We start from the raw sequence: 10,927 nt of genomic DNA, 5'->3' as shown, positions 1-10,927 counted from the left end.
GCAAATCACTCAAGGCGGCACCTCCTGCCACCTTGAATCACCCAACAGAGATCAACTCAACAAATTAATGGGTCCTGACCCTAGCGGCGATTGCCGATATCTCCGGCGCTCAGCAGGTCGTCAAATTATGCAATGACGCGAAATCGAGGGCGCGGTGGTGGGGCAGGGAAGGGCGAATGTCTCGCCGACACGCCCTCGGAGGTCGCTGGCTATATTTGCGATCTATCATCCGTCGTGCGACGGCGGCAAACTTGCAAATCTATCATTCAGGGGAAATTGGATCGAAGCGTGACCAACCGTGATCCACAATAGTCGTAGGGTGGTGTCTCGCTCGGCAGGGTCGCTGACATGGCGCCCAGGCCGCAAGCAGAGCCTGATTGGGCGTCTTATCGGCCTTCATCGCTGTTGCTGACCGCTACCGTTGTTCCGGTCGGAACGCCGTCGGCGTGGGATTTGGCCGTGTCGCACGAGTTTCAGGGTGGGGTCCTTCTTCGTCACCTCTGCCAGCCATTTCCAACCGTCGTACTTATCTCCTGTTTGCCGCAAGTGCGTGTAGCGCTTGAGGGATGTCCAAGATCGGTGTCCGGAATTTGAGGCGACCCTTGGGATGTTTAGGCCGAGCTCGAACAATCTTGAAACGCCGTCGTGCCGCAAGTCATGAAAACGAAGGTCCTCGATCTCCAGGAGCTTGCAGGCCAGCGTGAAAGATGCGCCGATCGCGTCGGTCGTGTACGGGAAGATTTGTTCCGCAACCTTGGGCATGGCTTCGACTATCGCCAATGCTTCCTCCTGCAGGTCGCACCAAACATCGTTCCCAATTTTCTGACCCGGATTTTTCATGTCGCGTACGAGGACGCGATGACCCTCCTTGTCCAGATCTTTCCAGGCTATCCGAATGATCTCCTCTTGCCGGCGGGTTGAGAAGATGGCGAAGGCAATGATCCGGTGCATTGGAATGGACGACGGTCTCGCGGTTGACCGCTCCTCGAAATGCTTCATGAGCTTTTCGAGTTCGACGAGTGTTGGACGACGGTCGCGTTCTCGGCTTTTTGTTGTTAGCCCGAGCCTGTCCGCAACGATCCAGGCGTCTTGCATGGCTTGCCGGTCAAGCGGGTAGTTCCAGGCAGGACGCGCTATGGCGAATACCGCGCCCAGATGGGAAAGATAGTTGGAGACGGTCTGCGGCTGAACGCCCGTCTCGAGCTTCGCGCGCGCGAATGCGACTATGTCGGTGCTCGTGATCGAGGCGCACGCCTTGTCGGCGATATCGAAGCCCTTGATGCTCTTGAGTACCTGGCCCTTCGTGCGGCCGATCTTCTTGTTGCTTTCGCGAATGTAGCGATCTATCGCGTCCGCGAGTGTTGGTACCCGGTTGCCGTTCGACTTGGTTTGCAGTTCCGATTCCAAGGCTTCGGGCTGCCCAAGATGCTCTTCACGTTGGCTGAGCCAGGCGGAAGCGGTTAATCGGCGTTCGAAGGTTTTGTTCTCACGCAGAATGATCTTGCCGCCGCGCTTTATGACAATCTGTGCGAGCCATGCTACAGAGCCATCCTTGCGTGAGCGCTTCACAATGGTGCCCATATCGGTACAACATGCCCTTTGACGGTACAACATTTGTTGTACCTTTCGCGAGAAACGATACAAAATCGGATGAAACGAGACAAGCGTAAAAATGATTGAGAAGGCCTAAGTAGTGGAAAAAGTAAGGAAATCGCAGATTGGCGTATCTCGGCGCTTCGCTATTGCGCCGATGATGGACTGGACGGACCGGCACTGCCGGTTCTTCCATCGCCAGCTGACGCGCGAGGCGCTGCTCTACACCGAGATGGTGGTGGCCGATGCGGTCATCCACGGCGCACGCGAGCGGCTGCTTGGCTTCGACGACAGCGAACATCCGGTGGCGCTGCAACTCGGCGGCGCCGATCCGGGAAAGCTGGCCGAGGCGGCGCGCATCGGCGAAGCCTTCGGCTATGATGAAATCAACCTCAATGTCGGCTGCCCGTCCGACCGCGTCCAGTCGGGCACCTTCGGAGCCTGCCTGATGAAGGCGCCTGTGCTCGTCGCAGATTGCGTTGCGGCGATGAAGGCGGCGGTGAAAATACCGGTTACCGTCAAGTGCCGCATCGGCGTCGATGAGCAGGATCCGGAACCGGCACTCGATGCGTTGGCCGATGGTGTTTTCGCGACTGGCGCCGACGCGCTGTGGGTGCACGCCCGCAAGGCCTGGCTGGAAGGACTGAGCCCAAAGGAAAATCGTGACATCCCCCCGCTCGACTATGACCGCGTCTATCGGCTGAAAGCCAGAAAACAAAACAAATTCATCGGCATCAACGGCGGCATTCAATCTCTCGCAGAAGCGCTGACGCATCTCGACCATGTCGATGGCGCCATGCTCGGCCGCGCTGCCTATCACACGCCAGGGATACTGACCGGCATGGATGCCGCGTTTTACGGCAGCACAGCTGAGTTGTTCGACTTTGCCGCGCTGATCGACGCCATGGCGAACTATGCAGCACGCCATATCGAACAGGGTGGACGGCTCGGGCATGTCACCCGGCACATGGTCGGGCTGTTTCACGGCCTGCCTGGTGCACGCCGCTACCGGCAGATCCTCTCCACCGAGGCGACACGGCCGGGTGCCGGACCGGAGGTGCTGAAGTCAGCCTTCGCCGAGGTCGATTTCGGCAGGACCGCAGAGGCGGCCTGAGCAAACTCAATCCCGCAAGATCATGCGGTCGCCGCGCACGTCGAAACCCGACAGCGAGCTAATGAAATTCATGCCGAGCAGGCTCTGACCGAGGGTGCCGGGTGCGGCGATCATGATGGGCATGTCCTTGCGCACGATGCCGCCGATCGACAGTTCGTCGCTTCGCACCGACGCTGCGCGCGTCATGCCGTTGGCGGTCGAGATCGGGATGGTGAAGTGGAGAGCCGCCGAATTGAACCCGGCCGCCAGAGCGTCCTCGGCGGTCAGCACTGTGCTGGTCGCGCCGGTATCGACAACCGTCAGGATCGGCGTGCCGTTGATCGTGACGCGCGCTTCGAAATGGCCGCTGCCGGCCTTGTCCAGGGTGACGGTGGCATGGCCTTCTTCCACGCCCAGCGCCAGCGGACTGCCGGGAACAAGGCCCGCGGTGACGCGGCTGGCGAAATCCTGCAACTCATAGCGGTACTGATAGCCGGCGATCAGCGCCAGCACGATGGCGCCCCAGGCGCCGAGGCTGCGGGCCATGGTGCCCAACGGCCTGCCCGATCTGAGCAGGCCGGCGCCGACGAGTGCCGCTAAAGCGCCAAGCCAGATCAACTGGCTGAAATCGTAATTCTCAATGCCGAATGTACTGCCGGCGGAATCGTTGAGCATGAGCAGGAGTACACCTGCCCCGATCGCGACGATCAGAATCCACAGCAGTCGGTTCATCTGTGCGGCCGGTTCACGAGAGGGCGTCGCGTTCGCGTGCCATGCGGCTGCGACGGGTTTCCCGGCGGGGGCGTCGCTCGACCGTTTCCAGCCTTGCCGGGAGCTCGGCCATGACGCTGCGGCGGGTTTGCGGGGTCATGTCGATCCAGGCTGCGATTTCCTCGCGCGTGCGGCCGCAACCGAAACAGAAGCCGGTTTTCATATCGATCGAGCAGACCAGGATGCACGGGGATTCAATGGCCGTCATAAGGATTTCCTTGGCTAGCCTCCACATGGTGCAACGACAAAGTCAATGCAAGCCCTCCGGGATGCGCCGCCAGCAGGTGCTTTCGCGTCAATACCTCGAAGTTGTGCCGAGGTTGTGTCGGCCCGCCAAGGCGGCTATGCCGCTCACCAATTCACAAGGACGATTGCCATCGACATGACCAGCGCACTGCCCTTCGACGATTTTCGCGACCTCCTGGTGAGCCTGCCGCCGGCAGATATGGCTGCCAACACCCGGGTGCGCCAGTTGTTTGCCAAGGCAGACAAGCCCGAAGGCTCGCTTGGCCGCATCGAGGACATCGCCGCCTGGCTCGCCGGCTGGAGCGGTCGCGCGCCGCCGGCGGTGACGCGACCATTGGTGGCGATCTTTGCCGGCAATCATGGCGTCACCCGCCACGGCATTTCGCCGCGCCCCGCCGCCGCTACGGCAAATGCAGTCGAGCTCTGCGCCGCCGGCGGCGCAGCGATCAACCAGATCTGCATCGCCAACGATCTCGGCTTGAAGGTGTTCGATCTGGCTCTGCACATTCCGACAGCCGACATCACCGAGGATGCGGCACTGGACGAGCGCGGTTGCGCCGCCACCATGGCCTTCGGCATGGAGGCGATTGCCGGCGGCACCGACCTGCTTTGCCTTGGCGATCTCGGCGTTGGCAATTCGACTGTCGCCGCGGCCCTTTGCACGGCACTGTTCGGCGGCACCGGCGCCGACTGGGTCGGCCCTGGATCAGGGGCCGACACGGCGATGCAAAGGTGCAAGGCGGAGCTAGTCGATGCCGCGATCGCGTTTCACGGCGCGAGCCTCAAGGACCCGCTGGAAGCGCTGCGCCGGGTCGGTGGACGGGAATTCGCAGCGATCTGCGGCGCCATTCTGGCGGCGCGGATGCAGAAGATCCCGGTGCTGCTCGATGGGTTTGCGGTAACTGCGGCCGCTGGCGTCCTACATACCGCCAACCCCGCCGCGCTCGATCATTGTCTGCTCGCAAGCCTGTCGCCGGAGCCTGGTCATTCCAAGGCCGCCGAGCGCCTCGGCCTTCGCCCGCTGCTCGATCTGGGCGTCAGTCAAGGGGAGGGGGTAGGGGCGGCGCTTGCCGCCGGCCTGGTCAAGGCGGCCGCGCTGACCAGCTCCGGCATGGCAGCCGCGGTCGGCGGGTAGCATTCAGCGGCGGCGTGAAGCAACCGCCTTGGTCGGCAGCGCCGGCAGTTCCTCCATCACCCGGCTCAGCGGGAAGATGGCGATCGCCTCGGTCCCTTCGCGCAGCCTGGAATGGAGCTGGAATTCGCCGCCATGCATGGCCAGCAGGCCTTGCACGATCGGCAGGCCAAGCCCTGTACCCTGTTCGGCGCTCTTGATGGCGATCGAGCCCTGGCCGAAGGCCGAGAGCACGATCGGAATCTCGTCTTCCGGTATGCCCGGCCCATTGTCCTTGACGGAGAGATATTGCCCGCCGCCCGCCGTCCAGCCGACGCGCACGCGGATTTCGCCGCCGGTCGCGGTGAACTTGATGGCATTGGACAAGAGGTTGAGCACAATCTGCCGCACCGCGCGTTCGTCGGCAAACAGGCGCGGCAAGGCGTTTTCGAAATCCTGGACGATGCGGATGTCCTTGTTGCGCGCCTTCAACTCCATCATGTGGCAGCAATCCTCGACGACGGAAAGCAGCATCATCGGCTCCTCATTGAGCTGATAACGGCCCGCTTCGATGCGCGACAGGTCGAGGATTTCGTTGATCAGGTCGAGCAGATGCTGTCCGGAGTCGTGCACGTCACGGGCATAGTCGCGATATGTCGGGTTGCTCATCGGGCCGAGCACCTCGTTGGCCATTACTTCGGAAAAGCCGAGAATGGCGTTGAGCGGCGTGCGCAGTTCGTGGCTCATCGAGGCCAGGAAACGCGATTTCGCCAGATTGGCGTCTTCCGCCCGCCGCCGTGCCTCGTCCGACATCGATTTCGCCGTCTCCACTTCGGCGATCAGCGCATCCTTTTCGGAGCGGAACGAAAACAGCATCAGCGAGGAACGGTTGAGCTGGCGCGCCACATAGGCGAAGAACGGCAGCGACGAGATCAGCAACCCGGCCATGATCACTTCGACCGGCATCCATAATTTTGCACTGGCATAGGCATAGATGGCGACCGGGAGGGCGAAGGTCGCCAACAGCGCACCGCGAAGGGACGATGCCAGGATCGCGGTTGCCGACATGGCGAGCAGCAGCACCACCGCCTTGGCGACCTGGAACTGATCCATTTGGCAAGTTTCGCAGCCGAGCCATGCGAACCAAGCCCAGCCAAGCCCGCACAGAAAATGGCCGATCAGGAAATCCCTATGCGTTTCCAGCGGGTTGAGCTCGGACGCTTGAGTGACGCGTTTGGCCATGAATGCAACGATGGTATAGCAGATGAATGTGAACAGCGCCCAGACGCCGATCTCCTTGCCGATGCCCGCGAGCAAGCCTGCCGCGGCCGTTGCCAGAACGAGCAGCGGAAGGACGATCACGCCGCCGGTCATCGAAAGCGCGTGGAGCTTCAACAGCTCGCGGTCGAAGTCGGGATTTCCGGCTTGCTGCGAAAGACGGTCGCGCGTCTTGCGCACCGCGCGCGCGACATCGCTGTTGCGATGGCGTTTCCTGCGGTCCACAATAAACTTGTCCGCCGTGGTCGAGCGTTGCAGGGGCATGAAGTCTTCAATTTACACGGGCAGCAATTTCAAATCGTTAAGCTACGTTCGAATGATTAACCAACGGTTTGCCATATGAGCCGTTCGTGGTCGCGATGGCCGCGCCAGCGATACTATGCGCCACGTCCGCGAAGCCTGTGGCGCCGACTAATGGACTATGGGCTGACACTCATCGTGCTCGGCCTGGCGATCCTCCTGGCGGCGCGCCTCGACCGGATCGAGACGCGCAAGACGGAGGGCGCGGCCACCGTCAATGACGGCGATAGCATCACGCTCGGCGGCGAGCGTATCCGCATGCGCGGCATCGATGCGCCGGAATATTCGCAGATCTGCCGCAAGGACGGTGCCGACTATCCCTGCGGCAAGCTCGCGCGGCAGTCCCTGGTGCGGTTGATCGCCGGCAAAGCCGTCTCCTGCAGCGGCTGGCAGCGCGACCGCTACGGCAGGCTGCTCGGCGACTGCAAGGCCGGCGGCAAGGATCTCAACCGCGCGCAGGTCGAGGCCGGCTGGGCGGTCGCCTTTGGCGATTTCGAGACCGAGGAAGCTGCTGCGCGCGCGGGCAAAGCCGGCATCTGGGGCGGAACTTTCGACGAGCCGAAGAACTGGCGCGAGAGCCACGGCCATGAGCTGGTCGAAAGAAAGCACGGTACCTTGGCGTCGATCGGCGACGCCTTGCGCGAAATTTTTCGCTTCTGGTGAGCTGTCGCCTATAGTTCGTCGAGACGGACGAGGAGGATAGAGATGAAGCTGTTCGACGGCGGGCGCGCGCCCAATCCACGTCGGGTTCGGATTTTTCTGGCCGAAAAGGGACTTCAGGTTCCGCTGATGCCCGTCGACATGGGCGCGCTGGAGCACAAAGAGCAGCCGGTCAGCTCGCGCAATCCGCTGAAGCGTCTGCCGGTGCTCGAGCTCGACGACGGCACAGTCATCACCGAATCCGTCGCAATCTGTCGTTACTTCGAGGAACTGCACCCCGAGCCGGCTTTGTTCGGGCGTGGCGCGCTCGGCAAGGCGATCGTCGAGATGTGGCAAAGACGTGTGGAGTTCAATCTGTTCGGCTGCGTCGCCGCGGCGTTCCGGCACATCCACCCCGCAATGAGGGAATGGGAGATCCCGCAAATCCCCGAATGGGGCGAGGCCAACAAGCCGAAGGCGATCGAATTCCTGAGATTTCTGGACACTGAGCTCGCCGGCAGGGAATTCATCGCCGGCGATGCCTATTCGATCGCCGACATCACCGGGCTGGTCGCCATCGACTTCATGAAGCCGGCTCGCATCAAGGTACCCGAAGAGTGCACCAACGTGCTGCGCTGGCATCGGGAAATCTCCAGCCGGCCGAGTGCCGCCGCCTGACAACGAGTTCCGAATGAGCGAAGAGCTGGAAGCCTTGGCGGCGAGGGTACGCGCCTGCCGCATCTGCGTCGATAACCCGGCCGCCAGGCCGCTGCCGCACCAACCGCGGCCCGTGCTCAGGCCATCTTCGAGTGCGCGTATCCTGATCGCCAGCCAGGCGCCGGGTACCAAGGTTCACATTACAGGGATGCCGTTCACCGACGCCTCCGGCGACCGGCTGCGAAGCTGGCTGGGCGTCGGCAGCGAGGAATTTTACGACACGGACAAATTCGCCATCGTGCCGATGGGCTTTTGCTTTCCCGGTCAGGACGCCAGGGGCGCCGACCTGCCGCCGCGCCGCGAATGTGCGCCGGCATGGCGCACATCGCTGATGGCGCTGATGCCGCAAGTCGATATGGTGCTGACGATCGGCATCTACGCGCAAAGCTGGCATATGGGCGCGGCGCGCCGTCCCTCGCTGACGGAAACGGTCATGGATTGGCGTGCCATCTGGGCGGCGGCGACCGACCCGAAAGTCCTGCCGCTGCCGCACCCGTCCTGGCGCAACACCGGCTGGCTGAAGCGCAATCCATGGTTTGAAATGGATTTGCTGCCATTTCTGAGATCGGAAATCCGCTATCGCCTCGGCTAGGCATCCAGCAAGAAATCACTCGCTTTCGTACTGTGCGGCAGAATTTCTTTCTTGTAATAGGCTCGAACAAGAGGGATTATGGTAATCCATTCCTCGAAGCGCGTCGCGCATGAGGGGACGCGCGTTAAATTCTTGTTTTTATGCATGTCGTTGTGCCAAGGCCGCTGCGCACTTGGACGACTTGCATCAGGGGAGCACCCAATGGACCGCCTTGATAGAAAAATTCTCCGCCTCCTGCAGGAGGATGCGACGCTTGCAGTCGCCGACGTCGCCAAGAAGGTGGGCCTGTCGACGACGCCGTGCTGGCGGCGCATCCAGAAGCTCGAGGAAGAGGGCGTCATCAAGCGGCGCGTCGCCATCCTCGATCATGAAAAGGTCAATGTGCGGGTCACGGTGTTCGTCTCGATCCGCACCAATTCGCACAGCCATGAATGGCTGCGGCGCTTTTCGGAGGTCATCCAGGAATTCCCGGAAGTGGTCGAATTCTATCGCATGAGCGGCGACGTCGACTATCTCTTGCGCGTCGTGGTGCCCGATATCGCCGCCTACGACGCCTTCTACAAGCGGCTGATCGCCAAGATCGAGATCCGCGACGTGTCGTCTTCCTTCGCCATGGAGCAGATCAAATACACGACCGAGATGCCGCTGGATTACATGATGCTCGACAAGGAGTCCGGCGCGAACGCCGCCTGAGATTCTTCTGTTTAGTTCTTCTTTTTGTTGAGGAAACTCCAGGGCGAGTTGACCGGCAGCGTGATCGTGTCCGGCACGGTGTCGACATTGACCACCTCGGCCTTGCGCACGGTGTAGCCCGACTGGATGACGCTGACGCCGTCAAGGATGAAAAGCTGGCTCTTCTCCATGCCCGGCCGTAATGCGCCGGTCACCGAAACCGGCTGGTAGGCCTCGGACATCCTGTAAGGGTGTGCAGGCGTGACGAGGACGATCTGGTTGGGCGGCGGCGTCGGCATGTGGCTGCAGGCTCCCGTCCACGGCACCAGCAGGAATTGGTAGACGAGATCACCGTCGCGATCGACCGGCAGCGCATAGCCCGCGAGCTGCACGGTCTTGTCCTGCAAGTTGAGTGAGAGCGTCTCGCCATGATCCGGCATTTTGGCCGCAATCATTGGCAGTCCGACGCTTTCGGCGGCTGCCTGGGTCGCCGGGCGCAGATCCTTCCAGAAAATATGCATCGTCCCGGCGCAAGCGCTGTCTGCCACAATGGACACGAACACCGCGGCCGCCAGGATCGCTCCTGATTTGAGACGGTTGCTCATTGCTGCTCCACTGTTGAGCCTTGACCTTGCTGCCGGTGACATCAAGTAAAACCGCCGCTGCCCACAGGTCAACGTTCAAGCCGCATCACATGCCGGCGCGAGCCGGTCATGCCGATCTCGCGAAAGCCGCGGGCGGCGAACGTGTCCCGAAAACCCATAAAGCTGTAGCTCGGCGACGCCTGGTCGACCGGATAGGCTTCGATCGTCCTGGCGCCTTTGGCAAAGGCGTGATCGATGGCCGCGTCGAGCAATGCGCTTGCCAGCCCGCCGCCGCGCAGCGCTCTCGGTACATAGAAGCAGACGATCGACCAGATGCCCATCTCGCTATCGTCCTGCTGCCGTGACAGCTTGCGGTAGGTCTCGCGCGGCGCAATCGAGCACCAGCCGACGGTCCGGCCATCGATCTGGGCGACAATGCCGACCGGCGTGCCGGCGTCGATCAGCGTCATCATCGCGCGTTTCTTCTCGTCGTTCTCGACATGCTCGCGGCGGTCGAGATTGCGCCAAGCCATACACCAGCCCGCCGGGTTGCTCGAACAGGTTTTCGAAATCGGCGCGCGTCGATTGCTTCACCTCCGTGAAGCGCACTTCGCTCAGGTCAAGCTTTTCTGGCGGCGAGCCGCTCGAGCGTCTTGGCATCGGAAAGTTCCTTCACGGCGTCCTTGCCGATCCAGCGTGCGGTCCTGTCTGTCGAGGCCGCCAGTTTTAGCGCCACGGCAAGGGCAGGGCCGTGCAAATTCATCGATCGCTTGCCGATCGAACGAAGCGCCCAGTTCACGGCCTTCTTCACAAAATTGCGGCCGTCGGTCGCATGCGCTTCGATGATCGACAGGAATTCGAGGAAGGTCGTCTTGGGTTCCTTCTTCCGGTGGACTACCGACCAGGCCATCATCGCAAAAGCCGTGCGTCGAACGAATTCCCGTTCGTCGACCGCGAATTCGGCGATCAATTCCTTCCAGCAATCCGTATCGACAAAGAGATCGGAGACCCCGTCGACGATATCCCACGAGTCGAAAGTCGCCGCCCATCGTCTTGCATCCGCGGCGGAGAACCGCTCCGGATCGGCTGTCACGGAAGCGATGAACTGCGCCTCCATGATGCCTGTCTGCCAAAGCTCAAAGGCACGCTCATGGTTGCGCTTGATTTTCTTGGCAATCTGCCGCTGCACGCCATGCGAGATACCGAGCGCACGTTCGATCTTGATGCCGTAGCGCAGCATGCCAAGCCGATTTTCCTCCGAGGCGATCGAGCGCAGATGAGCAACGATTTCATCGGCGCTGGATTGAGGCGAAAGCTCGGCCACGGTGAAG

General features: G+C 61.7%; 12 protein-coding genes and 1 pseudogene. 6 read left to right on the top strand and 7 right to left on the bottom strand.

Annotation, left to right across the window (positions count from 1 at the left end):
• Positions 1-396: 396 nt before the first annotated feature.
• Positions 397-1,581, bottom strand: coding sequence for a tyrosine-type recombinase/integrase (locus NKJ17_RS15850; RefSeq protein WP_352689350.1), 1,185 nt, complete (start codon positions 1,579-1,581; stop codon positions 397-399).
• A gap of 112 nt (positions 1,582-1,693) precedes the next feature.
• Here NKJ17_RS15850 and dusA point away from each other — a divergent pair, with 112 nt between their 5' ends.
• The gene (dusA, locus tag NKJ17_RS15845) at positions 1,694-2,707 is read left to right on the top strand and encodes a tRNA dihydrouridine(20/20a) synthase DusA (protein WP_352689348.1); all 1,014 of its coding nucleotides are present in this window, start codon (positions 1,694-1,696) and stop codon (positions 2,705-2,707) included.
• 6 nt (positions 2,708-2,713) lie between these two features.
• Here dusA and NKJ17_RS15840 read toward each other — a convergent pair whose 3' ends face one another.
• Both NKJ17_RS15840 and NKJ17_RS15835 read right to left on the bottom strand, forming a co-directional pair.
• The gene (locus NKJ17_RS15840; RefSeq protein WP_352478885.1) at positions 2,714-3,418 is read right to left on the bottom strand and encodes a TIGR02281 family clan AA aspartic protease; all 705 of its coding nucleotides are present in this window, start codon (positions 3,416-3,418) and stop codon (positions 2,714-2,716) included.
• Between the two features lie 13 nt (positions 3,419-3,431).
• Positions 3,432-3,665 carry a DUF1289 domain-containing protein gene (locus NKJ17_RS15835; protein WP_031193575.1) on the bottom strand — a complete coding sequence of 78 codons (234 nt, stop codon included), beginning with the start codon at positions 3,663-3,665 and terminating at the stop codon, positions 3,432-3,434.
• 174 nt (positions 3,666-3,839) lie between these two features.
• Between NKJ17_RS15835 and NKJ17_RS15830 the strand changes: the two genes are divergently transcribed.
• The gene (locus NKJ17_RS15830; protein ID WP_352508412.1) at positions 3,840-4,838 is read left to right on the top strand and encodes a nicotinate-nucleotide--dimethylbenzimidazole phosphoribosyltransferase; all 999 of its coding nucleotides are present in this window, start codon (positions 3,840-3,842) and stop codon (positions 4,836-4,838) included.
• A 3-nt stretch (positions 4,839-4,841) separates the two neighbouring features.
• Here NKJ17_RS15830 and NKJ17_RS15825 read toward each other — a convergent pair whose 3' ends face one another.
• Positions 4,842-6,356 (bottom strand): sensor histidine kinase, encoded by a 1,515-nt coding sequence (locus NKJ17_RS15825; RefSeq protein ID WP_352508413.1) that lies wholly within the window; start codon positions 6,354-6,356, stop codon positions 4,842-4,844.
• 75 nt (positions 6,357-6,431) lie between these two features.
• Between NKJ17_RS15825 and NKJ17_RS15820 the strand changes: the two genes are divergently transcribed.
• The 4 genes and pseudogenes from NKJ17_RS15820 (at position 6,432) to NKJ17_RS15805 (ending at position 9,033) form a co-directional block, all read left to right on the top strand.
• Entirely contained in the window at positions 6,432-7,055 is a 624-nt protein-coding gene (locus NKJ17_RS15820; protein WP_352508414.1) for a thermonuclease family protein, read from the top strand.
• 42 nt (positions 7,056-7,097) lie between these two features.
• Complete coding sequence (locus tag NKJ17_RS15815) at positions 7,098-7,709, top strand: glutathione S-transferase (RefSeq protein WP_352508415.1); 612 nt, start codon at positions 7,098-7,100, stop codon at positions 7,707-7,709.
• Between the two features lie 13 nt (positions 7,710-7,722).
• Positions 7,723-8,340, top strand: a pseudogene (locus NKJ17_RS15810) (uracil-DNA glycosylase family protein); the annotation flags it as partial.
• A gap of 201 nt (positions 8,341-8,541) precedes the next feature.
• Positions 8,542-9,033: an Lrp/AsnC family transcriptional regulator gene (locus tag NKJ17_RS15805; protein WP_023675006.1), complete on the top strand. Its 492-nt coding sequence runs from the start codon at positions 8,542-8,544 to the stop codon at positions 9,031-9,033.
• An 11-nt stretch (positions 9,034-9,044) separates the two neighbouring features.
• On the opposite strand, the gene NKJ17_RS15800 is transcribed toward NKJ17_RS15805, so the two are convergent.
• From NKJ17_RS15800 to NKJ17_RS15790, 3 genes are all read right to left on the bottom strand, one after another.
• On the bottom strand, positions 9,045-9,617 hold the full coding sequence (locus tag NKJ17_RS15800) for a DUF3299 domain-containing protein (protein WP_023675008.1): 573 nt from the start codon (positions 9,615-9,617) through the stop codon (positions 9,045-9,047).
• 68 nt (positions 9,618-9,685) lie between these two features.
• Complete coding sequence (locus NKJ17_RS15795) at positions 9,686-10,129, bottom strand: GNAT family N-acetyltransferase (RefSeq protein WP_352508416.1); 444 nt, start codon at positions 10,127-10,129, stop codon at positions 9,686-9,688.
• Between the two features lie 86 nt (positions 10,130-10,215).
• Positions 10,216-10,920, bottom strand: a complete 705-nt coding sequence (locus NKJ17_RS15790) for a DNA alkylation repair protein (RefSeq protein ID WP_352508417.1) — start codon at positions 10,918-10,920, stop codon at positions 10,216-10,218.
• Positions 10,921-10,927 lie beyond the last annotated feature (7 nt).

Source organism: Mesorhizobium sp. M0208 (assembly GCF_040322015.1).
Lineage (GTDB): Bacteria > Pseudomonadota > Alphaproteobacteria > Rhizobiales > Rhizobiaceae > Mesorhizobium.
This window is presented reverse-complemented; position numbering and strand designations above follow the sequence as displayed.

What these genes read in the sequence shown, in the direction of transcription:
- NKJ17_RS15825 (WP_352508413.1), bottom strand. Translation starts at nt 6,356, where the DNA reads ATGCCCCTGCAACGCTCGACCACGGCGGACAAGTTTATTGTGGACCGC.
- NKJ17_RS15795 (WP_352508416.1), bottom strand. Translation starts at nt 10,129, where the DNA reads ATGGCTTGGCGCAATCTCGACCGCCGCGAGCATGTCGAGAACGACGAG.
- NKJ17_RS15835 (WP_031193575.1), bottom strand. Translation starts at nt 3,665, where the DNA reads ATGACGGCCATTGAATCCCCGTGCATCCTGGTCTGCTCGATCGATATG.
- NKJ17_RS15805 (WP_023675006.1), top strand. Translation starts at nt 8,542, where the DNA reads ATGGACCGCCTTGATAGAAAAATTCTCCGCCTCCTGCAGGAGGATGCG.
- NKJ17_RS15850 (WP_352689350.1), bottom strand. Translation starts at nt 1,581, where the DNA reads ATGGGCACCATTGTGAAGCGCTCACGCAAGGATGGCTCTGTAGCATGG.
- NKJ17_RS15820 (WP_352508414.1), top strand. Translation starts at nt 6,432, where the DNA reads ATGAGCCGTTCGTGGTCGCGATGGCCGCGCCAGCGATACTATGCGCCA.
- NKJ17_RS15815 (WP_352508415.1), top strand. Translation starts at nt 7,098, where the DNA reads ATGAAGCTGTTCGACGGCGGGCGCGCGCCCAATCCACGTCGGGTTCGG.
- NKJ17_RS15800 (WP_023675008.1), bottom strand. Translation starts at nt 9,617, where the DNA reads ATGAGCAACCGTCTCAAATCAGGAGCGATCCTGGCGGCCGCGGTGTTC.
- NKJ17_RS15830 (WP_352508412.1), top strand. Translation starts at nt 3,840, where the DNA reads ATGACCAGCGCACTGCCCTTCGACGATTTTCGCGACCTCCTGGTGAGC.
- NKJ17_RS15840 (WP_352478885.1), bottom strand. Translation starts at nt 3,418, where the DNA reads ATGAACCGACTGCTGTGGATTCTGATCGTCGCGATCGGGGCAGGTGTA.